The following is a 24638-nucleotide window of genomic DNA, read 5'->3' as shown; positions in this document are numbered from 1 at the left end:
CTGCCGGCAAGGACTCATTCAAGCCAAGGAGCAGCATGTCATGAGCAAGCCACTTATCCGATGGGATCTCAAACCAGCCCGCACGGCCATTATTGTGGTGGATATGCAGAAGGTCTTCTGCGAACCCAGCGGTGCGCTGTACGTGAAGAACACGGCGAAGATCATTGCGCCCATCCTGCAACTGACCACGGCTGCGCGCGCGGCGAAGGTGCCGGTGGTCTATCTGCGGCATATCGTTCGGGGTGATGGTTCGGATACTGGCCGCATGCGTGATCTGTACCCTAACGTCGATCAGATACTGGCGCGCAGTGAGCCGGATGTAGAGGTGATTGATGAATTGGCGCCGCAACCTGGCGACATCGTGATCGACAAGCTGTTTTACAGCGGCTTTCATAATACCGATCTGGACACAGTGCTACGCGCGCGGGATGTCGACACCATTATCGTCTGCGGTACGGTAACCAATGTCTGCTGCGAGACCACCATCCGCGATGGCGTGCACCGTGAGTACAAGGTGGTGGCGCTGAGTGACGCCAACGCGGCCATGGACTATCCCGATCTGGGCTTTGGGCCGACGGCCGCCGAGGAAATTCAGCGCGTGTCGCTGAGCACCATTGCCTATGAGTTTGGCGAGGTGACCACCACGGCGGATGTCATCGAGCGATTGGGCATGGCTTAGCGCTGCCGCCAGACGGTGAATGCCTGGGCATCGGCACCGTCTGGCAGCCGTTACCGGTGTCAGGAGGCGAAGGCGTCCAGCAGGGTTTTGATCGTGCTTTCCAGCCCGGAGACCGGGTCTGTGTCTGCATCTTCCAGCACCACTAGGGTGCTGTTGCTGGCGGCGATGGCGGCGAGTATGTCGTCACTCGGCTGATTGGGGGAGAGTACCAGCGCGACCTCGTAGTCGTTCAGGGTCTGGGTCAGCTGCGCCAGTTGCTCCGCACTCCAGCGGCGCGTGGCGGGCAGCTCGAACGGCACCGGCTCCAGATTGAGGCCGCTGATCAGGTAGTCAAAGTGCGTGCTGAGGCTGACCACACTGAGGTTGTCGATGTCCGCCAGTTTGGTTTCACTGCTGGCGCTCAGTTGCAGCAGGCGATGTTTCAGGCTGGCGAGATTCTCTTCGACCTGTGGCTTGGCCTCAGGCGCCAGGCGCACCAGATCGGCGGCGATGATATCGGCCATACGACCCATATTGGTCGGCTCCAGCCAGGGCTGGGTGTCGAGCCCGTTGCCGCTCAGCGCTGGCTGGGTGGCAATGCCGGGCAGGGCACCGTCCACCGGCCGTGCGGCGTCTATCTCGATCACTCTGATATTGCTGCGCCTTGCCAGCGGGTAAAGGCTGTCTTCCGGCCAGCTGGAACGCAGGCTGATGACCGCGTCGGCGTCCTTGGCCAGCGCTTCCAGTTTGGCGGCGCCGCGGCCGGCAAAGTAGGACGGCTGGCGGCTGCCGGGCAGGTTGGCCGGAGCGGCGCGCACCAGTTGCACATCGCTGCCATCAATCAGCATGGCGGTCAGCCCATAGGTGATGGGCAGCGCCGCCAGCAGCTGTACCGGGCCCGGCTGCGGGCGCTTGTTTGTCGCCTGTTGGGCCAGGGCGGTGGTGCTGCTGCCGACCAGCAGTGCTGTCAACAGTGCTGTCAGCAGGCAAGGGCGAAGGGAGTAGCTCATCCGATATTTCCTTTCAACTGCGGGAGTGTGCCGCGCGCGATAGCGGCGAGTGCGAAGAACATACCAGCGACCAGAATGATCGCTGCGCCGGAGGGAATGGGCAGATCAATCATGATCGGCAGCAGAATACCGGTCAGGGTGCTTAGCGTGGTAATGATTACCGAATACCAGAAAAAGCCGCGCAGCGTTTGGCCCACCAGCCGCGCCGCCGCGGCCGGAATGACCAGCAGCGCGCCAACCAGAATGGCGCCAATGACCTTCACCGCAGCGACGGTGATCAGGGTTACCAGCACCACAAACAGGTAGTCCATGGTTTTTACCGCCACGCCGCGCACCGCCGCCAGCTGTGGGTTGAAACTGGCCAGCATGATGCGGTTGTAGAGCGGAATGGCGAGGCAGACGACCAGCGATCCCACCCCGGCCAGTACGGCCAGGTCAGTGCCATTGACGGTGAGTACCGAGCCAAAGAGCACGTTCTCCAGAATGTGAATATTGATCCGCCCGGCCAAGATCAGCAGCAGACTGGCGCCCAGCGCCAGGGAGACCGAGAGGAATACCCCGATCAATGTATCCGGCGCAAGACCCGTGCGGTTGCGCAGATAATTGAGCAGCAGACCAAACAGCAGGCAGTAGGCAAACAGGCTGCCGTAGGGGCTGGTGTAGGGCTCGCCCAGCAGAATGCCGATGGCGACGCCGGTCAACGCGGCGTGACCTACCGCCTCGGAGAAGAAGGCGAAGCGCTTGACCACCACCAGCGTGCCGAGACCGCCGAGCACTGGGCCGATCATCAGACCGGCCAGCAGGGCATTGACGACAAAACCGTAGGTCAGCATTTCCGGCAGGTAACCAGCGCTGGCCCAGGCTTGAATACCCAGGCGCAGATGTTCGTAATCCAGGCTCATGCGGGCTGTCCCTGCGGCGTGTGGTTTTTGCTGCGCGGATGGGTAGAGAACAATTCGAGCAGGCGTTCGGGCGTCAGGGCCTCGTGCGGAGTCGAACTGAACAGGATCTCCCGATTGAGGCCACTGACCTGATCGGCCATGCGCCCCACTGCGGCCAGGTCGTGTTCGATCCAGAGTACGGTCACGCCGGCGGCGCGCCAGTGCTGCAGCAGCCGTTCGAAAACCTGGATGCCAGCTTCGTCCAGTGCCGACATGGGCTCATCCAGCACCAGCAGCTGCGGGGCAGGGATCAAGCCCTGGGCGAGCAGCACACGCTGGCGCTCGCCACCGGACAGCGCGCCCATGCGGCGTTTGCGTTTGCCCTGCATGCCGACCAACTCGAGCGCCTCATCGATCGCCGCGCGAAAGCGCTTGGAAATGCCGAAAAAGGCCGGACGGCGCTGGCACATGGCGGCCATGAAATCTTCGACGCTGAGCGGCAAGCCGCGATCAAACTCCAGCGCCTGGGGTACATAACCGATGACGCCGGGGGCGCCTGGCCAATTCAGACGCAGCTCGCCCTGATGCGGCATTTGCCCCAGCAGGGTCTTGATCAGCGAGCTTTTGCCGCCGCCGTTGGGGCCCACCAACGCGTGTATGTCGCCAGCCGCCACCTGCAAGTCGATACGGCGCAGAATCTCGGTTCTACCCAGCGTCAGGGCTACGCCGACAAACTCGATCGCCGGGCCGCTTATTTGTCGTTGCAGCGCGCCCAGTGGCACGGCACCGGCACTGTTCATTGAGCTGACTCCTGAATAGCGCGCACGACGGTATCCAGGTTCTGCTGCATGCCCTGTTGATAGAGTTCGGGGCTGTATTCGCCGTAGGAGATATGCGTCAGGGCATACAGCTTCACACCCGATTCACGCTGGATGGTATCGACATACGCCGAGGGAAAGTCGATCTCGGAGAAGATCACTTGCACATCCAGCTCCTTGAGCTGATCAATGGTCTTCTTCAACTGGCTGGGGCTGGGCTCGATACCGTGCGCCGGCTCGACCACGGCAGTGACTTCCAGCCCAAACTCGCGCAGGAGATAGTCGTAGGCGCCGTGGATGGTGGCCACACGTAGCTCGGCGCTCGGCGCGTCAGCCAGCTTGGCCAGCGCATCGGCGCGCATCTTGCGTAGCGTGCGGCCGTAGCTGCGCGCGTTGCGGATGTAGGTGCTGGCGTTGTCGGGATCAAGCTTGCCGAGTTCACGGGCGATGTTGTTGACCTGCGCGATACTGGCGCTGATCGACAGGAAGGTATGCGGGTTGACCACCTTGCCAGCGCCCCGCGCGGCGTTACCGGTGGCAGCCAGCAGTGGCACGTTCTCGTTGGCTTCGATGGTCGCGATATTGGGTTTTTCGCTGGCGGCGATCATGCGGTCGGCAAAGTCGTCATGACCGATGCCGTTGAGCACGATGACGTCCAGAGTGCCGATGCGCTTGATGTCTTCGGAATGCGGCTCGTAGGCGTGGGGGTTGAAGCCGGCGGGGATCAGGGGCACGACTTCGGCCTTGTCGCCGACGATGTTGCTCACATAGCTGTAGTAAGGATGCAGAGTAATGCCGATGCGCAATGGCTTGGCGCTGTCGGCGTAAGTGGCCTGGCAGGTGAAGAGGGCGATCAGGCTGAGCAGGGCCAGGCGCAGGAAGGTGCGTCGAGAGGTGGCGGCGTTGCGTGTCATGGTCATCCAGAAACAGGTTTTCAGGTAAGTAGGTCGAACCTTTGAGGGCAGGTTGCGTTCTTCAATGTTCGCGATGGCGGGTAACCCCAGCGTTAAACTGGATCGCCAGTTGCTTCCAGCCGGCGGCAATCAGCGCCTGGTCGCTCAGGCCATCGGGGGTTGCGACCGGGGCATCTGCGTGTAGCCACACCGCCTCATTGATCTGCTCGGGAGAACTCAGGCGCATGAGAAAGCTGCCGGCCACGCTGGCGTTGCTCGTTTGGCCCAGGTAGGCGCTGTCGGCACCCCGTTGAATCAATGCCCATTGATGCGCGCCGCGCTGTTCCGCGCTCATGTCTTGCATGAATGGCGGAAAGCCTTCCTCGCTCATTTGTTGCGGGCTGGGCAGCGCACCCAGTTCTTCGCTGATGAAGGGGATTTCTTCTGCCACCACACGCAGATCGGCGTAAATGCCTTGTTCTGCGGCGCTCAGGTCTCGGCGGGCATCCAGTTGGTAGTCGGCGATACTTTGCTCGATTGGCGCCTCGTGGTGCCAGAAAATGACGCCTGCCGCCAGCGCGAGAATCAGTGCGCAAACCAGAGCTACATACAGTGACTCATGGCCGGCACCGGCCGGGCGCACAACTTGTACCGTCACGGCGCGGGTACTTCGGTGTGGTCGACTTCAACCACGTGGCCGGGGCCGGCGTCGAACAGAATATAGAACTCGTCGTCCGGCCGCGCGAAGGTCATGCTGGAGTCGTCACCTAGCTTGCCGGGCACCAGAATCTCTTCGTTGTAGCTGATCACATCCAGGGTAACGCCGGGCGCGCCGCTACCGTCGGAAAAGCCGCCGGTGCAGCGGATTTCTTCCTCGCCGAGGGGCTCGCAGGTACACAAGGGGTTGTGGGCAAAGGCTTGGCCCGCGGCCATAAGCAGGCCAGCGGTCAGGGCGCTCAAGCCGAAACGCGATAGTGTGTTCATTCGGTGTCTCCTCGTTGTTGCAGCCAGGCAACGGTCGCTGGTGAGGCCTGGGCCAAGGGTATGGAGCCTTGGTGCATGCTGCCGTCCCAGCCCTCCATGGTGACCCACAGATGGTCATCGGGCTTGGCTCGGCCGGGTACCGGCAGGCTGACGCCCATGCGGTACGGGCTGCCAAAGAATAGGGCACCGGCAGCGCGCAGGCTGCGCGGCTTGCCGATACGCAGATAGGTTGCCTTGACCTCGTCAATGCAGCTGTCGCATAGCGCGGCGTTGAAGGCCTTGAAGTAGCCCGCTGGACCGGAAGATACCGGACCATCCTCACGCAGCTCAGCCAGGGTCAAGCTCCAGGGGCCGACCTCGATGACACCTGCTTCGCGCTGCCCCAGCCCGACGTCACCGCGAAACAGTGCGGCATCCTGAAAGTAGCGCGGCATGAAGCCCAGGGGAATCAGCACCAGCAGAATGTTCAAATGAAAGCGCCAGCGCTGCCACAGGCGGCCCAGGGCGCGTTGCGTGGGCGGGTTGGTTGCGGTCTTCATGCGCGACCCTCTGCGGATTGGCCCAGGGCGTGCTGTGGCGCTGGTTGTTCTTTATTGACCTGATTGCTTTTTTTAAGGGCCTTTGCGGTGGCAATGGCGGTGCGCTTGCTCCAGATCAGCAGGCCGCTGAGCACCATCATGCTGAGTACCAAGCCAAAGAAAAACCAGATCAGCTTGATCCACAGGCCGCCGAAGTCACCAGTGTGCAGCGGGCGCATGGATTCGGTAACGAACTCAAGCCCGCTGCGGTCGCTCAGCAGACGGGTGTATTCCACGTCGCCGTCGTAGGGGTTGATGCCGGCCGTCTGGTTCATCAAGGGATACCAGCCACGACCGCTGACAAACAACAAACTGTAAGCGTTGCCGGGCAGAAATACCGAGCTGGCCTCCAGTGTGGGGATTTCATCAATGGCGCGGGCAATGGCTTCGTCGGTACTCAATTGGGGCGGTGCGAAAAGGTCATCGCTCTGCGGCACATCCTCACGCGCGATGACTGGCGGCACGCCCTCGGTCGAGATGGAGATGTGGTTGTCAAACAGCAGTGCCTGAATCAGAAACCAGGTACCGGTAATGGAAATAACAGCAATGAACCAGATCGACCAGATACCGCTGAGACGGTGAAAGTCACCCCAGAAGATGCGTGCGCCCTGGCGTACGCGCAGGCGTGGCGAGAAAAACCCTTTCCAGAATTTCTTGTAGACCACTAGTCCGGTGATCAGCGAGACCAGCATTGGCAATCCCAGAAAGGACACCAGGTACCAGCCCCAGCTGAAGCCATTGGTGAAGGGCACCAGCCACCAGCCGTGCAGGGCGCGGGTGAATTGGCGGAAGTCGAACGTTGGGCTCACGCCCTGAATGTCGCCGGTGTAGGGATTGACGTAGAGCGTTGGTGAGCTGCCATCTGGGTAACTGACTCGCGCGCGAATGGCAAAGTGCGATTCGTGTGGCTGGCTCAGGGACTGCACCTTGATGTCCGGTTCTGCTTCGTTGATCTTCTGCAGCACGGCGCCAAAGCTCAAACGCTCGGCGTCCTCTGCGGGCTTGGGTGCCCGGACTGACGGATCTGCCAGCCAGATGATTTCTTGGCTGACGGTAGCCAGAGTGCCGGTGACACAGACAATGAGTACAAAAAACCAGACCGGCAATGCCAGCCAGCTGTGCACCAGAAACCAGATTTTCGAGCGGGACTTCTTGGACATGAGCTCAACTTCTTCAATGATTCGCTAGCGTCAGCTGTCTCGATGGGCACTTGGCAGCGGAATAGCAGTTCCTGTGCCACAGCAGCGTGCCAATAAGCGGAAGATGACGGCCAGATGTAGAACGTGATGTTAATGCGAACTGTTAGCATTTTCGTATTTTCTCGGGTCGCTTGTCCATCGGAAAATCGCCCAATTTCGCAGCTTGCGCTGCGTGGTGCGCATATCCGTAGTGCGGCAGCAGGCGATATCGCGGTGTTCTGGCTGTCTTTCAGGGCGAATCTGTTTAACACTGGCAGGCGAATCGCGAGGGGGCTTGGCCTTCTGCGTTAAATCATGAATGCAGGATCAGCTGTATGAAGTTTGCCTTGTTGGAATGGTGTTTACAGGCGCCGCTGGCCACGTCGGCGATGGAGACGGGCGATGCGTGGTTGCAGTGCTGGCAGCAGCTACCGTTTGCTGAAGCCTGTGCTCTGCAACTGGCAATACAGGGTGGTTTTCAAGCGGATCGCGCCGCCTGGGCTTTCGCCAGTGGTTATCAGGCGGCATTGCGTGACCAGTTCCCCGCAGCTGATGGCGCAGGCCTCTACGCGTTCTGCCTGAGCGAGCCGGGCGTTCGCGGGTCGCGCAACCTGCAGACCCGCTGGCGAGAAACTGAGAGCGGCATACAGCTGCAGGGCAGCAAGAGCTGGACGCCATTGTTTGAGCAATGCAGCAGTTTTTTCGTTGCCTGCCGGAGCGAAACCGAAGACAGCTCGGAAGGGACAGTTACAGGCGGCTTTCGTGTTCTTTGCGTGCCGGCCAAGGCAACTGGCGTCACCTTCAGCCCGCGTGAGCCCGGCAGCTTCATGCCGGAGCTGCCAACCGCCTGTATGCAGCTTGATGCGGTGGCGCTCAATGCAGACGCGTTGCTGCCTGGCGATGGGTGGCAAGCGTACGCTAATCCCTTTGCAATCAAGGAGGAGCTCTACGTCAGCGCGGCGTTGCTGGCCTACCTGTTGCGTGAAGGACGCAGCAACGCTTGGCCTGTGAGCTATCTGCAACAGTTGCTGGCGGCACTGGCGCTGCTCGCCGAGTTGGCAAGCAGTGCTGGCAAGTCCCCGGTTTCGCAGGTGGCGTTGAGTGGTGTTACCGCCTGGGCACGTCGCTTGTTTGCCGAAGCCGACACGCTGTGGGCCGCCTCGCCAGCCGATTCGCGCGCCCAGCGCTGGCTGCGCGACAGGCCAATTCAGACGCTTTGGGCTCCCACCAGCGAGCAGCGTGGTGTCAAAGCCTGGCAGGCGGTCTGTGCGCAGGCCGTCTTGTGAGTGCTACAGGCAGAGAGGCCGCGGTGACGGCACGTGAGGTCTATCAAGCCTTGAAGGATGTTGCGCTTGAGCAGCGCCGGGTGCTCAGCAAAACGCCTCATTCCTGGCAGGCAGTTGTCTCTGGCGAGGTTCTGGTGGCGATCGATGGTTACCAGTTGCGTTTGCGCAAGGAGGCAGGGAGCCTGGATTACTGCATTGGCTGTGAGGCGGCGGACGGGCGCCGTGCAGATATGCATTGCTGGTCAGGGGCGGGTACCGATCCGCTTGAGTTGCTCAGTGTCTGGGAGCGGGTGCGGCTCCTCGCCTTGTTGGGCGCGCAATAGCTATTCTCGCAAGCGCTTTTCTGGCGGGTTGTCTGCGCAGTGTAACCCGGTCGCGTTAGACTGCGGCTAACCAGCAGGCTGTGCTGGGCAAGGAACTTGTGCATAGGCCTCCGGTCAACCGGGCAACTTGTCGCCCGCCGGCTTTTTTCTGTGCCGACTAGCACGCCGTGAACGTCATGCTTAGTGCTGTTGGCAGCCCCAACCGGGCGATAGCTGCTATATGTATCATTCAAGGGTTATTCGACTCTTTAATCCGCAGGAGTATTGATGTCTCAGGCACTGATGGCTTTTTCCTCATTGTATTTTGCGACGCTGCTGATGCTACTCGGCAGCGGCTTGCTGGGTACCTATCTGGGCTTGTATCTGGCCGCGAAGGAGGTGAGCGAAATCTGGATCGGTGTGCTGATGACGGGCTACTACGTAGGCCTGGTAATGGGCGCGTCGACAGGCCACAGGATGATTGCGCGCGTGGGCCACATCCGCGCCTTTGTTGCGAGCGCGGGTGTAGTGACGGCGTCGGTGCTGGGGCACGCGTTGACCGACAACGTCTCTGTCTGGCTGGCGCTGCGGGTACTGACCGGCATGGCCATGATGTGTCAGTACATGGTGCTGGAAAGCTGGCTGAATGAGCGCGCCGAGTCGCATCAGCGCGGTATGGTGTTTGCCAGTTACATGGTGGTGACCTTCCTTGGGTTGGTGCTCGGCCAGGTGGTCTTTACCGTGATGCCAACCTTGCAGATAGAACACCTGCTGTTTGTTGCCATGTGCTTTTCACTGTGCCTTGTTCCGGTTGCTGTAACCAAGCAGATCCACCCGGCACCGCTGCATCCGGCACCGCTGAAGGTCAAGTTGTTTGTAGAGCGCATTCCCCAGGCGTTGACCACCATTGCGGTGGCCGGCCTGATGCTGGGCGCTTTCTACGGTATGGCACCGGTCTTCGGCAAGACGGCCGGCCTGACTACGTCGCAGATCGGTGTTTTCATGGCGGTGACCATCTGCGCTGGGCTGATGGCCCAGTGGCCTGCGGGCTGGCTGTCGGATCGGGTTGATCGCAGTCATCTGATTCAGCTCAATGCGATTGTCCTGACCGGGGTGTCGGTACTGATTGCGCTGGACCTGCTGCCCGGTATGGCGCTGATGGTACTGACTTCACTTTTCGGTCTGCTGGTATTCACCCTTTACCCGCTGGCGGTAGCGCTGGCCAACGACCACGTCGAGCCCGATGACCGGGTGCCTCTGTCGGCCATGCTGCTGGTCACCTTTGGTCTGGGCGCCAGTGTTGGGCCCTTGGCCAGTTCGGCGATGATGAAGCTCTGGGGCGCCGACATGCTCTATATCTTCATGGCCTGCTGCTCGCTGGTACTGGTGTTCCGCGTACGTGCGGACGCGGTGACCGGCGAGCATTTGGTGGAGGAGGCGCCGCTGCACTTCATGCCGGCAGCCGGTAACCTGGCCAGTTCACCGCTGGCTGCTGCGATTGACCCGCGGGTGGACGAGCAGGCGGTGGCTGACCAGATGCAGGATGATGTGATAGAGGAGGTTGAGTCGCTGTCGGAGGCTGAGGTGGCCGCTGCAGATGCTGACCAGGATGATCATCGTCCGGGGTAGCGGCCGAACAGTCGGCGGCAAGGCCGACGGGGCATTAGACCTGGGAATGAAGGCATAAATGCGACGCTGGCGGCTCCATGCTGCCGCCAGTAGCCACAGTCAAAACAGGTCTTCTTTCTCCAGGCGACGCGCCTCGCGCTGAAGATAGTTGACGAAGCGGTCGATCTGCCGCTGCGCCAAGGGCGAGGGCTGCCGGAAATGCGCGCCAACGTGGGTCTCGTTGGCGGTTTCCACGAAGTTTGCGTGCCGGATTTCCATGCCCAGTTCAAGGCGACCGGTCTCGGGCAGATGCAGATAGCAGGGCTCGAACAGTTCACCCGGCTGCAGTGATTTGCTTAGATCGCCGTCGAGACGAATCTTGCAGCCAGTGGCGGAAATGTCCATCAGAAAGGCTTTCAGGCTGCGCTGGCGCTCGGGGTGGTTCAATTCCAGTGCCACGTCGGCAGTGCGGCGTACGCTGGCACGGAAGGCGCCGCGCTTCTGATGATAGATGAGCTCGTCCGGCATTTTTGCCGCGTAGGCGGGGGCGTCGTCGAGCATGACCTGGGTCGCGCCCGGGCAAGACCAGCGGATATGTATGCCCTCATGCCAGGCATCGACCTTGTAGGCTTCACCCTGACTGGCGTAGCGGTCGCCTTCCCGCGGGATCATTTCGTCAATCCACACATCGCCGCGGTCGCTATCGAGGTTGACGATAAAGCTCTGAAATTTCTGGGTACGATCTTCAAAGGTGATGATCAAGGGATCACGAGACTGCATCAGTGTCTTGAGGAGCGCGGTAATCTCAATCGGGGAACGAACTTCGCGCGGGGGCTGTGGACCAGCTTCTTGTGAGAATAGGGTAGACACTTAGGGCTCTCGGTATTATTGGTTTTGGCTAGCGGCCTACTATACATCAAGCTGGCTGATTGGCATCACCTCAGACCTTGGTTAGGTCACGTGATACGCCTGAACGGCTTCGGTTACCCAGTTGGTCGTAAATGTTCTGGCTGGATTCGCCCTGGTTGCGCAACAGGTCAAGCAGATTGGAGGTACTGTTCTGGCTGTGACGAACCAGGCGCGCATTGCGGTCGTTGGCCGTCTTGCACGCTTCCAGATGGTCAAGAAATTGCTGGTAGGCGGCGCTGAGTGCCTCATCGTTCAAGTCGCTGACGTGGCTCTGCAGACTTTGTGCACTGATTTGATGTTGGGTGCAATAGTGCTTGATGGTTTGATCGTGGCGGGCGAGCGCTTCCAGCAGCGGGCGTTTTTCCTGCAGCAACAGCTCAAGCTCATCCATGTTTTGCTCGATGATGGCCTGCCGTTCGCGCTCGGTTAAAGCGAGGTAATGTTCACAATCCTGGTCAGCTTGTTGAAAAATTGTTTTCAACGCGTGCATGGGTGCCTCCGCAAGCTAAGGCCAGGATCAGGCAGCTGGTCAGCTTTCGAAGCTGAGCAGCTTGTCTGCGATCCTGCTGCTGTCAGTCTGGTAACTGCCGTCAGCAATGGCCTGTTTGATCTGATTGACACGCTCGCTATCGACTTCCGGCAGCTCGCGCAGACGTTCTTCAATGGCCTGCAGCTGCTGTGCCTGCTGGCTGAGGCTAACCGATGAACGCTCGCTAGCAGCTTCCTGAGCGGCGCCGGCAGGGGCTTTATCGGTGTTGTCGAGCGTAGCTTCACGCTTGCCAGACGTACTGCCGGTCTGGTTGCTGCGGCCGGCCCCGTTAGGACCATTCGGCGAGTTGAAGTCGATGACCATGATGAATTCCTCAAACTGTAAAATCTTCTCTAACCGCTTTAACGGCCGCGAGGCTGAAAACTTTAGGGAAAATAAGTGTGAAAAGCATCACAGTACGGCGTGCTCGGTTTCGTCGGCAGTATATCCCATAATTTACCGCTCATCACATGTCTACCCTGACCTGACCCGGGCCACTGACGCGGGCCTTCAGTTCGCGATTGGAGTGAGTATTGCGCACCCGTATCTGAGCGCCCAAGGCGCCGCTCTCCAGTGCTTCGCCGGGCATTTTGACCGACACGTTGCCGTTGCTGGCGCTGATAACCACCTTGTCACCGCGCTTAACCACCTCGTTTTGTTCAATCACGGCGAAGGTGATGATGGTGTCTGGTGGTACCGGCCGGGTCAAGCGCATGCCAATCGCCTGCTGAGGGTCTATCAGATACTTGTCGCGCAGGAGGCTGGTATCGCGCTCCTTGAGCGTCAGGTCGGCGGCACTGAGCAGGCTATTGCGGGCCAGGGGGCGAGCACTGACCAGAACCTGCTGGTACAGGCTGACTTGGCCTGGCACAAAAAGGCGCCAGGGCGAGCTGCTGTCGCAGGTCAATCTGACGGTGACCCTGCCCACCGGAATGTCGGGGCTTTCCAGTTCTGCGCTGAGCTGATCTGCGGGGCAAACAGGCAGGCGTAGCCTGGCATCAAGCCTGTTCAATTTGATCTCGTAGCGGGCGGGTAGACCGCTGCGCGCGATATGTTCCTCGACTTCTTGCTCAAGAAACGTGTTGGTCGCGCCGATAAGCTGATCAATGAGCGGATTGGCGAGCGCTGACGTGGAAAAAAATATCGCCAATGCCGCGCACCCGGTGATAAAACGCATACAATTACCTTTATAACAAATGGTCGGTGCGTGTCATTTTACTGTCAGTCTAATAGCCTTAAGGCGAATACTGCAGGAAACATGCCGCATTGAGCTCAATACGATAAGGAGCTGCCCATGGCTGGTGTAATGGATTCAGTCAATCAGCGTACCCAGCTGGTTGGCCAGAATCGGTTGGAACTGCTGCTGTTCAGGCTGTCAGGCAATCAGCTATACGGGATCAATGTGTTCAAGGTGAAAGAGGTGCTGCAGTGCCCACGCCTGACCATGATGCCGAAACTGCATCCGGTGGTTCGCGGCGTGGCGCACATTCGTGGCGGCACCCTGCCGATTCTTGATCTCAACCGCGCAACGGGTGGTCCGGGGCTGGATAACCTGGATACCGCGTTCGTTATCATCACCGAGTACAACTACAAGGTGCAGGGCTTTCTGGTCCGTTCGGTTGAGCGCATCGTCAACATGAACTGGTCCGAGATTCATCCACCGCCAAAGGGTACTGGTCGCGATCACTACCTCACCGCCGTAACGCGGGTCGACAATCAGATGGTTGAGATTATCGACGTCGAAAAGGTGCTGGCCGAGGTGGTACCGACCAATGAGAAGATTTCCGAAGGCGTCATCAATCAGGAAACCAACGCCGAGGCGGTGTCTCGCCGGGTGCTGATCGTTGACGACTCGTCCATTGCGCGAAAGCAGGTTTCGCGTTGCCTGCAGGAAGTAGGGGTGGAAATTATCACCCTCAACGATGGTAAGCAGGCGCTGGATTGGCTCAAGTTGCAGGCTGATCAGGGTGAAGATGTCAGCAAGTCGTTGCTGATGATGGTCTCGGATATTGAAATGCCTGAAATGGATGGCTACACGCTGACGGCAGAAATACGCAACGATCCACGTCTGAAAGATCTGCACGTGATGTTGCATACCTCGCTCTCAGGTGTGTTTAACCAGGCGATGGTCAAGAAAGTAGGCGCCGACGACTTTCTTGCCAAGTTCAAGCCGGATGACCTGGCTCAGCGGGTTATCGATCGTCTGCACGCCGTGCGCGATCAGGTCGAGTAGCGGATGGCGAGGAACCCAACACTGAACTCACACAACGCAAGGCGGCCCGAGTGACTTTGGCAAATCAGGACTTTCAGGTATTTCGCGAGTTTTTGGAAAAGGCCTGCGGCATCGTACTGGGTGACAACAAACAGTATCTGGTATCCAGCCGGCTTAACCGGCTGCTGGAGCAGGAAAAGATCGGCAGCCTGGGTGAGTTGGTCAAACGTATCCAGGCGCAGCCGCGCGGTGGTTTGCGTGAATCGGTGATCGATGCGATGACCACCAATGAAACGCTCTGGTTTCGCGACGTTTATCCGTTTGAAGTGCTCAAGAAGAAGTTGATCCCCGAGTTCATCAAGAACAGCCCGGGTCAGCGTCTGCGTATCTGGTCTGCCGCCTGCTCGTCGGGTCAGGAGCCTTATTCGCTGAGTATGTCGATCGATGAGTTCGAGCGCAGCAATTTGGGACAGTTGCGCGGTGGTGCGCAGATTGTGGCGACGGATCTGTCAGGCGGTATTCTGAATGCCGCCAAGAGCGCCGAGTATGACAGTCTGTCGGTGGCGCGCGGCCTGTCACAAGATCGGCTGGCGCGTTACTTTGATCAGTTGGCGCCGGGTCGCTGGGCGGTCAAGCCGCCGCTGCGTAACCGGGTCGAGTTTCGCGCGATGAACTTGCTCGACAGTTATTCGATGCTGGGTAAGTTCGACATCGTATTTTGCCGCAACGTGCTGATCTATTTTTCTGCCGACGTTAAAAAAGACATCCTGCGGCGTATTCACGCGACTCTCAAGCCGGGCGGCTATCTGATGCTGGGCGCCTCCGAGGCATTGAATGGCTTGCCAGAGCTCTATCAGATGGTGCAATGCAACCCGGGTATCGTGTACCAGGCGCGCTGACTTTTCCTTCGTTTCATACCTCTCTTTGCCGCCCCTTAGTGTGCGGCAAAGTCTTTGCCGCTTCCTCTGATGTTCCTGCTGCCGCTTGCCGCTTGCCGGTAACGCCTTGCCGCTTTATCGCCTGGTGTTAGCCTAACTCTATGTATTTATTGGCTTTCTATTCTTGGCATGCCGTTTGCTTTGTTGTTGGCAGAAAGGTCTTTTGGCCCTGGCGCCAGAACGAGGAAGTTTGCCATGAGTTTGAGTTTCGAAAACGCACTGGGTTTGCACGAGCAAGCGCTCAAGTTCCGCTCTCAGCGGGCCGAGGTGCTGGCCAACAATCTCGCCAATGCGGAAACACCCAACTACAAAGCGCGTGATCTGGATTTCAGCGCGGTGCTGGCAGCGCAGCAGAGCGGCGGTAGTCAGGCTGTGAGTGTGACCCAGACCGATGACGGCCATATTGCTGCCGAGAGTCTGATTGATCAGGTTGCCGGTCTGCGCTTTCGCAATCCGCTGCAGCCCTCGCTCGACGGCAATACCGTAGATCCTGAGGCCGAGAAGGCCGCCTACGCGGAAAATGCCATCGACTTTCAGGCCAGTTTCACCTTCCTCAACAGTAAATTCAAAGGGCTGATGACGGCCCTGCGGGGAGAGTAACGCATGTCACTCGATAAGGTTTTTGACATCGCCGGCTCCGGCATGAGCGCACAGTCACTGCGCCTGAATACCGTCGCCAGCAATATTGCCAACGCCGAGACGGTCTCCAGCAGCATTGATCAGACCTATCGGGCACGCAATCCGGTGTTTGCCACCATTTTCAGTGCACAGCAGGGCACGGGCGCGTCACTGTTCAGCGATGAGCAGCAGGCCGGCGAGGGTGTTCAGGTGCTGGGCGTGGTGGAGTCGGATGCCGAGCTGGAGCCGCGCTACGAGCCGGATCACCCGATGGCAAACGAAGAAGGTTATGTGTTTTATCCCAACGTCAATGTGGTGGAAGAGATGGCCAACATGATGTCTGCGTCGCGGTCATACCAGACCAACGTTGAAGTCATGAATACCGCCAAGACCATGTTGCAACGCGTCCTTACCCTGGGCCAGTGATCGGAGATCTATAGACCATGAGTGTCAGCAATAATGTGGCAGTGGGCAACAGTGTACTGGACCAGTACCAGCTCGAATCGGACCGCTTCGCTACTGGCGATGAGCTGGGCAAGGATCAGTTTCTCGAGCTGCTGGTGGCGCAGATGAATAACCAGGACCCGCTGTCGCCGCAGGAGAATGGCGAGTTCATCGCCCAGCTGGCGCAGTTCAGTACCGTTGAGGGCATCGAAAATATGAACACCTCAATGGAAGCATTGCTCAGTGGCTACCAGTCTTCGCAGGCCTTGCAGGCGTCGTCCATGGTGGGACGTACGGTGATAGTGCCATCCGATCAAGCGATGGTGGATACCGCCAACGGTCTGGAAGGACAGTTTGCGTTGCCCAAAAATAGCGGCGCAGTCACCGTCAAGGTGCTGGATAGCTCCGGCAGCCTGGTCGACACCATCAACATGGGCAGCCTGGAAGCAGGCATGCACGACTTTACCTGGGATGGGCAGGACGCCAGCGGCAATGTCTTGCCGCCTGGCGCCTACACCTTCGAAGCCAGTGCGTCCATCGATGGTACCAGCAAGCAACTGGCAACCCTGTTGCCGGCCAATGTAGACAGCGTTTCGCTGGGTGCGGGTACCAACGGTGAGCTGCTGCTCAACGTGGCGGGGCTGGGCAGTATCAGTTTTTCCAACGTATACGCAATTAAATAAGAGTCGTCCGACACTGACTGAGTAAGGAGAAACACCATGGCTTTCAATATCGGTTTGAGTGGTATCCGGGCGGCAGCATCCGATCTGAATATCACCGGTAACAACATTGCCAACGCCGGCACTGTCGGCTTCAAAAGCTCACGTGCTGAGTTCGCCGACGTTTACGCGGCATCGGTTCTGGGTTCAGGCAGCAATGCGCAGGGCAGTGGTGTAGCGCTGGCCGATTCGGCGCAGCTGTTTACCCAGGGCAACATCAGCTTTACAGAAAACAGCCTGGATCTAGCGATCAACGGCAACGGCTTCTTCGTTACCAGCAAGGATGGCGCGATCAGCTACACCCGTGCCGGTTACTTTGGTACAGACAGTGCCGGCAATATCGTGAATAACGCTGGTGAGCGCCTGCAGGGCTTTGGCGTCAATACGGTATCCGGCCTGATCAATCAGGGTATTCAGACTGACCTGCGGGTGGACACTCGCTCGGCAGATCCGAATGCCACCAGCGAGATTACCTCCACGCTGAACCTGAACTCCACGCAGACCCGTCCGACGCTGTTCACCCAGCAATACGACGCCGCCTACGCCACCTCGATTGCCGGCGCGGCTGATCCGACCAACCCGACAGCGGCGGAGATTGCCACTGCGCAGGCAGCTGGTCTGGCAGCAGGGCGCTCTACCTTCGACCCGACCAACTCGGCTTCCTACAACAGCTCCACCTCGGTCAACGTGTATGACAGCCTGGGTAACTCCCACGTGCTGACCAAATACTTCGTCAAGAATGACGCCAACAGCTGGGATATGTACGTGCTGATTGACGGTCGCGACGTGCAGAGCGGTGTGGAAGCATCGGACCCGGCGTTTGACCCCTCTACCACCACGCGCTATGACGTGGATTTCAACAGCGTTGGTGAGCTGACTACCGCGCAACCCTATGCGGTGACCGGCTGGGTACCGCTGGATAGCGAAGGTCAGCCGACTGGCGCCGAGTCACCGGTGGCCAACCTGACCATCAACCTGGCAGGTTCTTCACAGTATGCCTCCAGCTTTGCCGTGACCTCGGTAACCCAGGACGGTTTTACCACCGGTGAGCTGGCCGGCCTTGAGATTGATGAGTCCGGTCTGCTGGTCGCGCGCTATACCAACGGTCAGACTCGCGTGCAGGGCCAGGTAGTATTGGCGACCTTCGCCAACCAGCAGGGGCTGACGCCGCTGGGTAACACCGCTTGGGCGCAGTCCTTTGCCTCTGGGGAACCGGTCATTGGCGCGCCTGCCACCGGCACCTTGGGTGGGATTCAGTCCGGTGCGCTGGAAGAGTCCAACGTGGATATTTCCGAGCAACTGATCAATCTGATTGTGGCACAGCGTAACTACCAGGCTAACGCCAAGACCATTCAGACTGAAGACGCGGTAACGCAGGCGATCATCAATCTGAGATAAGCCAGCGGCTGATCCTTCAGCGGCGAATCTGGCGGCAATACCGGCAAGAAAGCTTGCCGGTATTGCCGCTTTTTTGTGGGTGGCTATTTTTAAATCATTGAAAATAAAGCAATAAAATCTGTTTTTTCAGTGGTGGCATGATCCGTGCTTTATCTTCTGTATCAAGAGCAAAAGCGGCAATTCCTTGTCGCGTAAGTTGATGCGGGAGTAGGGCATGGACAAATCCTTGTACATATCCATGACGGGTGCGAGCCAGAACGCGTTGGCGCAGCGTTCGCACGCCAACAACCTGGCAAACCTGACCACCACGGGGTTCCGCAAGGACTTCGAGCAGGCGCGTTCCATGCCGGTGTTCGGCGATGGCTTTGCCACGCGTGCCTATGCCATGACCGAACGTCCGGGTACCGACTTTTCAGCCGGCAGCATGCAGGAAACCGGACGCGAGCTGGATGTGGCGGTACAGGGTGAAGGCTGGATTGCCGTGCAGGCGCCTGATGGCACCGAAGCTTATACCCGTGCTGGCAATCTCAAGGTGGACGTCTTCGGCATTCTGCGTACCGCTGGCGACCTGCCAGTGCTGGGCAACGGTGGCCCGATTGCCATTCCGCCAGCGGAAAAAATTGAAATCGGCTCTGACGGCACTATCAGTATTCGCGCCCTGGGCGAAGCGCCGACGGTAATGGCGGAAGTAGACCGTATCAAACTGGTCAATCCTGACCCTGCCAGCATGCGCAAGGGTGAAGACGGGCTGATGCGCGCCGATGGGCCAGAGCAGCCCGCCGATGGAGCAGTGCAGGTGGCGACTGGCTTTCTGGAAGGCAGCAACGTCAATGCGGTGGAAGAAATGACCTCCATGTTGGCACTGGCACGGCAGTTTGAGTTGCACGTAAAAATGATGCGCACCGCCGATGAAAACGCACAGGCGTCCGATCGCGTCCTGCAAATCAGTTAACGTTTAACAGCAGTGTCAGTTAACTGACACGCGAGGAGACACAGCATGCTCGCAGCACTTTGGGTCAGCAAAACCGGGTTGTCCGCACAGGACACCATGCTCACCACTATCTCCAACAACCTGGCCAACGTCTCGACCACCGGCTTCAAACGTGATCGTCCGGAGTTTGAAGATCTGCTGTATCAGATCAAGCGCCAGCCCGGCGGCCAGAGCACCCAGGACACCCAGCTCCCCTCCGGCTTGCAGTTGGGTACCGGTGTGCGAGTGGTGGGCACGCAGAAAATTTTCACCGAAGGGACGCTGCAGACCACTGAGCAGCCGCTGGATATGGCGGTCAACGGTCGCGGCTTTTTCCAGATTCTGATGCCCGACGGCAACCTGGGATATACCCGCGACGGTAGCTTTCACCTGGATGCCGATGGTCAGATTGTGACGTCCAATGGCTTTCCGCTGGAACCCGGTATCGTACTGCCCGACGACGTACAGAACCTGACCATTGGTGAAGACGGCACCGTCACTATTTCGGTATTTGGTGATCCCGGCGTACAGCAGATCGGCAATATTCAGACTGCGGATTTCATCAACCCGGCAGGCCTGCAATCCATCGGCAATAACCTGTTTCTGGAAACCGCCGCCAGCGGCGCGCCACAAACCGGCAACCCTGGTGAGAACGGCCTGGGCACGGTACTGCAGAACACCCTTGAGAACTCCAACGTTAGCGTGGTTGAGGAACTGGTGAACATGATCACCACCCAGCGCGCCTACGAGATGAACTCCAAGGTTATTTCTACCGCAGATCAGATGCTGCAGTACATCAGCCAGAACCTCTGAGGGGAGTGACCCGCAATGAACATGTTGCGTAACGCATTGGTGCTTTTCGGTTTGGCGAGTCTGGTTGGCTGCATGCAGATGCCGCCTACCCGCGACGACCCGGCCTATGCTCCGGTGTTGCCGCGCACGCCGTTGCCGCAAGAGTTGAACAACGGCGCGATCTATCAGCCTGGTTTTGAAATGAGCCTGTATAACGACCGCAAGGCGCACCGGGTGGGTGACATCATCACCATCACCTTGAGCGAGCGGATGGCGGCGCAGAAGAAGGCTGAGAACGAGATCGACAAGGATAGTAGCGCTTCAATTGCCAACCCGACCCTGTTGGGTAACGTGGTGGGCGCCAAGGGGCTGGGTTTGGGTGTGAGCCTCTCCGGCCAGCGTGAGTTTGATGGTTCTGCCGATGCTAATCAGAGCAATAGCCTGACAGGCTCGATCACTGTCACTGTGGCGGAAGTATTGCCCAACGGGATTCTGGCAGTGCGCGGCGAGAAGTGGATCACCCTTAACCAGGGCGATGAGTTGATTCGTATCTCCGGCCTGGTACGTACCGACGACATCGGCCCGGATAATACCGTGCTCTCGACTCGGGTTGCCGATGCACGCATTACCTATTCCGGCACCGGCGCTTTTGCCAATGCCAGTCAGCCAGGCTGGTTGAACCAGTTCTTCCTCAGCCCGCTGTGGCCGTTCTGACAGGAGAGACACGATGCGCCTTTTTTCGCTCTGCCTATGTCTGCTATTGGCCAGCCCGCTGGCCCTGGCTGACCGCCTTAAGGATATCGGCAGCATTGCCGGGGTCCGCAGCAACCAGTTGATCGGTTACGGTCTGGTGGTGGGGCTGGACGGTTCGGGTGACCAGACCAGCCAGACACCCTTTACCGTGCAGACCTTCAACAACATGCTGGCGCAGTTCGGCATTACCGTGCCGCCGGGTACGCGCATTCAGATGAAGAACGTGGCTGCGGTGGCGATTCATGCCGACCTGCCGCCCTTTGCGCGGCCGGGCCAGAACATCGACATTACCGTGTCGTCCATCGGTAACGCCAAGAGTCTGCGCGGTGGCAGCCTGCTGATGACCCCGCTGAAAGGGATCGACGGCCAGGTTTATGCCATTGCCCAGGGCAATCTGGTGGTGGGTGGTTTCGGTGCCGAAGGGGCCGACGGCTCGCGCATTACGGTTAACGTCCCGAGTGTTGGTCGTATTCCCAACGGCGCCTCGGTTGAGCGCTCGGTAGCCAGTCCTTTTGCCTCTGGCGATCACCTGACGTTCAATTTGCATCGCCCCGATTTCACCACCGCCAAGCGCGTAGTGGATCAGGTGAACAATACCTTTGGCCCGGGCGTGGCGCAGGCGCTGGATGGCGGCAGTATTCGCATACGCGCCCCGATAGATCCGAACCAGCGTGTCGACTACCTGGCCATGGTCGAAAACCTGCAGATCGAGCAGGGCAATGCGGCGGCCAAGGTGATCATCAACTCGCGTACCGGCACCATCGTGATTGGTCAGGATGTGCGGGTGCAGCCGGCCGCGGTCACCCACGGCAACCTCACAGTCACTATCAGCGAGAATATCGACGTCAGTCAGCCCGATGGTGTGTTGTCCGGTGGGCAGACCGTGGTGGCGCCCAGCTCGCAGATCAATATCGATCAAGGCGACAGCCGCATGTTCGTGTTCAATCCGGGCGTGTCGCTGGATGAAATTGTTCGCGCGGTCAATCAGGTGGGCGCAGCGCCCGGTGACCTGATGGCCATTCTCGAAGCACTCAAACAGTCTGGCGCTCTGAACGCCGATCTGGTCATCATCTGAGTCGGGAGGCCAGCATGAGCATCAGTAACAGCAGTCTCAACTACTCCGACCTTAATAGCGTCAGTCAGCTGAAGTCGGGTGCCAACGCCAACAGTCCGGAGAATATTCGCAAGGTGGCGGAGCAGTTCGAGTCGCTGTTCGTAAACATGATGGTCAAGAGCATGCGCGATGCCAACGCGGTGTTTGCCGAGGGTAATCCGCTGAATACGCCACAGACCAAGCATTACCAGGATATGTACGACAACCAGTTGTCGATCCACTTGGCCGAGAGCAAGGGGCTGGGCCTGACCGACACTCTGATGCGTCAGCTGTCGCCACAGGGCAGCGCGCCGCTGGCCGCTAGCTCTGCTACTCAGGCAGAGGCTGTTAGTGGGGTAGATCAGTCTGCCTTGCTGGCCCGCCGCCGGCTCGCCATCTCGTCCAACTATAGCGCCTGGGCGCAGAAGCACGCCCAGCAGCAGGGCGGTAATGTGCACACCACGGACAGTGGCAGCGTAGCCGACAGCTGGCAGCCGCTGCGGGCGTTGCAGGCTGCCGCGCGGACTACAGCCACGGGCACCACAGCGCAGACCCAGAGCGCTGAAACTACCGGTCGCACCCGTTTTGCCAGCGCTGACGAGTTTGTCGAAACCATGTTGCCGATGGCCGAGAAGGCCGCTGCGCGGCTGGGTGTAGACCCGCATTATCTGGTTGCGCAGGCGGCGCTCGAAACCGGCTGGGGCAAGTCGGTCATCAAGGAATCTGATGGCTCCAGCAGTTATAACCTGTTCGGCATCAAGTCGCATGGCGGCTGGCAGGGCGACTCGGCCAGCGTGATGACTACCGAATATCGCAATGGCGTGCAGGGTAAGGAGCGCGCGTCGTTCCGCAGTTACGAGTCCTGGGAGCAGAGCTTCGAGGATTACGTCAGCTTCCTGGAAACCAACGGTCGCTATCAGCAGGCGCTGAGCAGCACCGCAAACCCCGACTCGTTCTTCCGTGAGCTGCAGCAGGCCGGTTATGCCACTGACCCGCAGTACGCTAACAAGGTATCGCAGATCGCCCGCAAGCTGATCAGCGAAACCGATACCCGGCTGGCCAACAACACAGCGGCGGCTGACAGCGCAGGCAGGGCATAATGGCGGATCTTTTTGGCATTGGTCTGAGTGGGCTCAAATCGGCCCAGACCCAGCTGTCGGTGACCGGTCAGAACATCAGCAACGTCAACACCCCCGGTTACAGTCGGCAAACGGCGATTCAGGCCGCCCAGGTGCCGACGCTGACCGGCGCCGGCTACCTGGGTAACGGCAGCAAGGTGGTGGATGTTGAACGCATCTACAACCAGTTTCTGACCAATCAGGTGCGTACCAGCACTTCGGCGAATGCCGAGGTCAATGCTTTCCAGTCGCAGATGGAGCAGCTCAACACCCTGGTCTCCAGCACCGCCACCGGCATCACGCCCGGTTTGCAGAACTACTTTGATGCTCTGCAGACCGCGATTGAAGATCCGGCAAACCTGCCGGCACGGCAACTGTTTCTCTCCGAAGCGGAGGGCCTGGCCTCGCGTTTCAACACCGTGCAGTCCAGCCTGACCGCGCAGAACCAGTTCATCGGCCAGCAGATGAGCACCTTGGCGGACCAAGCCAGCCGCTTGGCCACTTCTGTGGCGCAATACAACGACAGCATCGCCAAGGCGGCGGCCAATGGTGCGCAGCCTAATGATTTGCTGGATGCGCGTGACGAAGCCGTGCGCCAGCTGTCGGAGTTGGTGGGCATTACCGTGGTCCCGCAGGACGATAACCAGATCAACGTGTTTGTGGGCTCGGGGCAGCCGCTGGTGGTCGGCAATCAGGCCTCGACCCTGGCGGTCGCCACGGGTGCCTCTGATCCGTCGCGCGTTGACATTGTGCTGAAAAGCGGTGGCTCCACGCAGGACATCACCTCGCTGATCAGCGGCGGTGAACTCGGCGGTTTGCTGCGCTACCGCGACGACGTGCTGGACCAGGCTTTGAATGCCGTGGGCCGCTTGTCGCTGGCCATTGCGGATCAGTTTAACCAGCAGCAGGGCCAGGGTCTGGACCTCAACGGCAACGCCGGCTCGCTGTTGTTCAATGACATCAATAGCGAGGCGCTGGTGGATGGCCGCAGCCGCGCGCGGGCCAACAATACTGACCCCAATGCCAAGCTGGACGTGTTGATCAGCGATACCTCTCAGCTCAGCACCTCGGATTACGAAGTGGTGTTTTCCAGTGCTACGCAATTTACCGTGCGCCGCACCTCGGATGACAATGTCACCGGTCCCTACGATCTGAGCAGTGTGCCGCCGCCGGAGCTGGATGGCTTCACCATCGAGCTGGACTCCGGCAGCATCGCCTCCGGCGACCGCTTCCTGCTGTCGCCTACGCGGTATGCAGCGGCCGGTATCGAGGTGGTCATGCAGGAGCCGCAGGAGCTGGCCTTTGCTGCGCCGGCCAGTGCCGACGCGAGTCTGGACAACCGAGGTACCGGCAGCCTGTCGCAACCGACCCTGAGTAACGGCCCCACACCGATAGACCCGGCCACGCTGCAGACCCTGCTGCCGATTGACCTGAGCTACGACGCCGCGACCGGAGAGCTGAGCAGCTCCAGTGGCACCTTGAACCCTTCACCGTTGGTGATCAATGCGGGCCAGAGTAATGCCGTTGAGGTGACCGTCGGGGGCTACACTTTCAGCATGAGCATGACCGGCACATCCAAGGACGGCGACACCTTTACGCTGAACTTCAATGAAGGCGTGGCAGACAACCGCAACGCGTTGGTGATGTCTGAGTTGCAGACGGCCAAGGTGCTGGGCCAGGCCAATGGCGCTGATGGCTTTTCCTTTGTCGATGGCTACGGCGATCTGGTGCAGCGGGTCGCGACTTATACAGCGCAAGCGCGTACCGATGCCCAATCCAGCGCAGCGGTGCTGCAGCAGGCCACTAATAATCGCGACTCGGTCTCGGCGGTCAGTCTGGATGAAGAGGCGGCCAACCTGATCAAGTTCGAGCAGTACTACAATGCGTCGGCACAGGTCATTCAAGTTGCACGCACTTTGTTCGATACATTGATCAGCAGCATTCGCTAA

General features: G+C 59.4%; 28 protein-coding genes. 16 read left to right on the top strand and 12 right to left on the bottom strand.

Going from position 1 to position 24638, the window contains the following annotated elements; all coding sequences use genetic code 11:
- Window positions 1-40 precede the first annotated feature (40 nt).
- The gene (locus V7747_RS13180; protein WP_335616484.1) at window positions 41-679 is read left to right on the top strand and encodes a cysteine hydrolase family protein; all 639 of its coding nucleotides are present in this window, start codon (window positions 41-43) and stop codon (window positions 677-679) included.
- A gap of 59 nt (window positions 680-738) precedes the next feature.
- Here the strand turns inward: V7747_RS13180 and V7747_RS13175 are convergent, their stop codons facing one another.
- The 8 genes from V7747_RS13175 to V7747_RS13140 form a co-directional block, all read right to left on the bottom strand.
- Window positions 739-1668, bottom strand: a complete 930-nt coding sequence (locus V7747_RS13175; protein WP_335616483.1) for a metal ABC transporter solute-binding protein, Zn/Mn family — start codon at window positions 1666-1668, stop codon at window positions 739-741.
- The gene (locus tag V7747_RS13170) at window positions 1665-2570 is read right to left on the bottom strand and encodes a metal ABC transporter permease (protein ID WP_335616482.1); all 906 of its coding nucleotides are present in this window, start codon (window positions 2568-2570) and stop codon (window positions 1665-1667) included. Before V7747_RS13170 ends, V7747_RS13175 begins: the two co-directional genes overlap by 4 nt.
- Window positions 2567-3349, bottom strand: coding sequence for a metal ABC transporter ATP-binding protein (locus tag V7747_RS13165; protein ID WP_335616481.1), 783 nt, complete (start codon window positions 3347-3349; stop codon window positions 2567-2569). The genes V7747_RS13170 and V7747_RS13165 overlap by 4 nt, the downstream gene beginning before the upstream one ends.
- Complete coding sequence (locus tag V7747_RS13160; protein WP_335616480.1) at window positions 3346-4281, bottom strand: metal ABC transporter solute-binding protein, Zn/Mn family; 936 nt, start codon at window positions 4279-4281, stop codon at window positions 3346-3348. The genes V7747_RS13165 and V7747_RS13160 overlap by 4 nt, the downstream gene beginning before the upstream one ends.
- Before the next feature lie 61 nt (window positions 4282-4342).
- Complete coding sequence (locus V7747_RS13155) at window positions 4343-4918, bottom strand: DUF6162 family protein (RefSeq protein ID WP_335616479.1); 576 nt, start codon at window positions 4916-4918, stop codon at window positions 4343-4345.
- Entirely contained in the window at window positions 4915-5244 is a 330-nt protein-coding gene (locus V7747_RS13150; RefSeq protein ID WP_335616478.1) for a hypothetical protein, read from the bottom strand. Before V7747_RS13150 ends, V7747_RS13155 begins: the two co-directional genes overlap by 4 nt.
- On the bottom strand, window positions 5241-5783 hold the full coding sequence (locus V7747_RS13145) for a thiamine pyrophosphate-binding protein (protein ID WP_335616477.1): 543 nt from the start codon (window positions 5781-5783) through the stop codon (window positions 5241-5243). Before V7747_RS13145 ends, V7747_RS13150 begins: the two co-directional genes overlap by 4 nt.
- The gene (locus tag V7747_RS13140; protein WP_335616476.1) at window positions 5780-6982 is read right to left on the bottom strand and encodes a PepSY-associated TM helix domain-containing protein; all 1203 of its coding nucleotides are present in this window, start codon (window positions 6980-6982) and stop codon (window positions 5780-5782) included. The genes V7747_RS13145 and V7747_RS13140 overlap by 4 nt, the downstream gene beginning before the upstream one ends.
- 353 nt (window positions 6983-7335) lie before the next feature.
- Between V7747_RS13140 and V7747_RS13135 the strand changes: the two genes are divergently transcribed.
- The 3 genes from V7747_RS13135 to V7747_RS13125 all read left to right on the top strand — a co-directional run bounded on the left by V7747_RS13135 (window position 7336) and on the right by V7747_RS13125 (window position 10217).
- Window positions 7336-8286 carry an acyl-CoA dehydrogenase family protein gene (locus V7747_RS13135; protein ID WP_335616475.1) on the top strand — a complete coding sequence of 317 codons (951 nt, stop codon included), beginning with the start codon at window positions 7336-7338 and terminating at the stop codon, window positions 8284-8286.
- A 23-nt stretch (window positions 8287-8309) separates the two neighbouring features.
- Window positions 8310-8609: a DUF7693 family protein gene (locus V7747_RS13130; RefSeq protein WP_335616474.1), complete on the top strand. Its 300-nt coding sequence runs from the start codon at window positions 8310-8312 to the stop codon at window positions 8607-8609.
- A gap of 267 nt (window positions 8610-8876) precedes the next feature.
- The gene (locus tag V7747_RS13125; RefSeq protein ID WP_335616473.1) at window positions 8877-10217 is read left to right on the top strand and encodes an MFS transporter; all 1341 of its coding nucleotides are present in this window, start codon (window positions 8877-8879) and stop codon (window positions 10215-10217) included.
- 99 nt (window positions 10218-10316) lie between these two features.
- On the opposite strand, the gene V7747_RS13120 is transcribed toward V7747_RS13125, so the two are convergent.
- The 4 genes from V7747_RS13120 to flgA all read right to left on the bottom strand — a co-directional run bounded on the left by V7747_RS13120 (window position 10317) and on the right by flgA (window position 12811).
- Entirely contained in the window at window positions 10317-11066 is a 750-nt protein-coding gene (locus tag V7747_RS13120) for a flagellar brake protein (protein ID WP_335616472.1), read from the bottom strand.
- Window positions 11067-11136: 70 nt separating this feature from the next.
- The gene (locus tag V7747_RS13115) at window positions 11137-11595 is read right to left on the bottom strand and encodes a flagella synthesis protein FlgN (RefSeq protein ID WP_335616471.1); all 459 of its coding nucleotides are present in this window, start codon (window positions 11593-11595) and stop codon (window positions 11137-11139) included.
- Between the two features lie 39 nt (window positions 11596-11634).
- The gene (gene flgM / locus V7747_RS13110; protein ID WP_335616470.1) at window positions 11635-11958 is read right to left on the bottom strand and encodes a flagellar biosynthesis anti-sigma factor FlgM; all 324 of its coding nucleotides are present in this window, start codon (window positions 11956-11958) and stop codon (window positions 11635-11637) included.
- Between the two features lie 142 nt (window positions 11959-12100).
- Window positions 12101-12811 (bottom strand): flagellar basal body P-ring formation chaperone FlgA, encoded by a 711-nt coding sequence (gene flgA / locus V7747_RS13105; protein WP_335616469.1) that lies wholly within the window; start codon window positions 12809-12811, stop codon window positions 12101-12103.
- A 117-nt stretch (window positions 12812-12928) separates the two neighbouring features.
- Between flgA and V7747_RS13100 the strand changes: the two genes are divergently transcribed.
- From V7747_RS13100 to flgK, 12 genes are all read left to right on the top strand, one after another.
- Window positions 12929-13867 (top strand): chemotaxis protein CheV, encoded by a 939-nt coding sequence (locus tag V7747_RS13100; RefSeq protein WP_335616468.1) that lies wholly within the window; start codon window positions 12929-12931, stop codon window positions 13865-13867.
- A 50-nt stretch (window positions 13868-13917) separates the two neighbouring features.
- Window positions 13918-14745 carry a CheR family methyltransferase gene (locus V7747_RS13095; RefSeq protein WP_335616467.1) on the top strand — a complete coding sequence of 276 codons (828 nt, stop codon included), beginning with the start codon at window positions 13918-13920 and terminating at the stop codon, window positions 14743-14745.
- Between the two features lie 234 nt (window positions 14746-14979).
- Window positions 14980-15384 (top strand): flagellar basal body rod protein FlgB, encoded by a 405-nt coding sequence (gene flgB / locus V7747_RS13090; protein WP_335616466.1) that lies wholly within the window; start codon window positions 14980-14982, stop codon window positions 15382-15384.
- Window positions 15385-15387: 3 nt separating this feature from the next.
- A complete protein-coding gene (gene flgC / locus V7747_RS13085) occupies window positions 15388-15828 on the top strand; it encodes a flagellar basal body rod protein FlgC (protein WP_335616465.1) in 441 nt (146 codons plus the stop codon).
- Window positions 15829-15845: 17 nt separating this feature from the next.
- Window positions 15846-16529 (top strand): flagellar hook assembly protein FlgD, encoded by a 684-nt coding sequence (gene flgD / locus V7747_RS13080; RefSeq protein ID WP_335616464.1) that lies wholly within the window; start codon window positions 15846-15848, stop codon window positions 16527-16529.
- Between the two features lie 36 nt (window positions 16530-16565).
- The gene (locus tag V7747_RS13075; RefSeq protein WP_335616463.1) at window positions 16566-17963 is read left to right on the top strand and encodes a flagellar hook protein FlgE; all 1398 of its coding nucleotides are present in this window, start codon (window positions 16566-16568) and stop codon (window positions 17961-17963) included.
- Between the two features lie 214 nt (window positions 17964-18177).
- Window positions 18178-18915 carry a flagellar basal-body rod protein FlgF gene (gene flgF / locus V7747_RS13070; RefSeq protein ID WP_335616462.1) on the top strand — a complete coding sequence of 246 codons (738 nt, stop codon included), beginning with the start codon at window positions 18178-18180 and terminating at the stop codon, window positions 18913-18915.
- A 45-nt stretch (window positions 18916-18960) separates the two neighbouring features.
- On the top strand, window positions 18961-19746 hold the full coding sequence (gene flgG, locus V7747_RS13065) for a flagellar basal-body rod protein FlgG (protein ID WP_335616461.1): 786 nt from the start codon (window positions 18961-18963) through the stop codon (window positions 19744-19746).
- 72 nt (window positions 19747-19818) lie between these two features.
- Entirely contained in the window at window positions 19819-20439 is a 621-nt protein-coding gene (gene flgH, locus V7747_RS13060) for a flagellar basal body L-ring protein FlgH (RefSeq protein WP_442909256.1), read from the top strand.
- 13 nt (window positions 20440-20452) lie between these two features.
- Window positions 20453-21553 carry a flagellar basal body P-ring protein FlgI gene (locus V7747_RS13055; RefSeq protein WP_335616459.1) on the top strand — a complete coding sequence of 367 codons (1101 nt, stop codon included), beginning with the start codon at window positions 20453-20455 and terminating at the stop codon, window positions 21551-21553.
- A 14-nt stretch (window positions 21554-21567) separates the two neighbouring features.
- Complete coding sequence (gene flgJ / locus V7747_RS13050; protein WP_335616458.1) at window positions 21568-22671, top strand: flagellar assembly peptidoglycan hydrolase FlgJ; 1104 nt, start codon at window positions 21568-21570, stop codon at window positions 22669-22671.
- Window positions 22671-24638: a flagellar hook-associated protein FlgK gene (gene flgK, locus V7747_RS13045; RefSeq protein WP_335616457.1), complete on the top strand. Its 1968-nt coding sequence runs from the start codon at window positions 22671-22673 to the stop codon at window positions 24636-24638. Before flgJ ends, flgK begins: the two co-directional genes overlap by 1 nt.

Origin of the sequence: Halopseudomonas sp. (assembly GCF_036960865.1) — a bacterium.
Lineage (GTDB): Bacteria > Pseudomonadota > Gammaproteobacteria > Pseudomonadales > Pseudomonadaceae > Halopseudomonas.
Note: the sequence above shows the minus strand (reverse complement) of the source record. Positions and strands in the feature narration are given on the sequence as shown.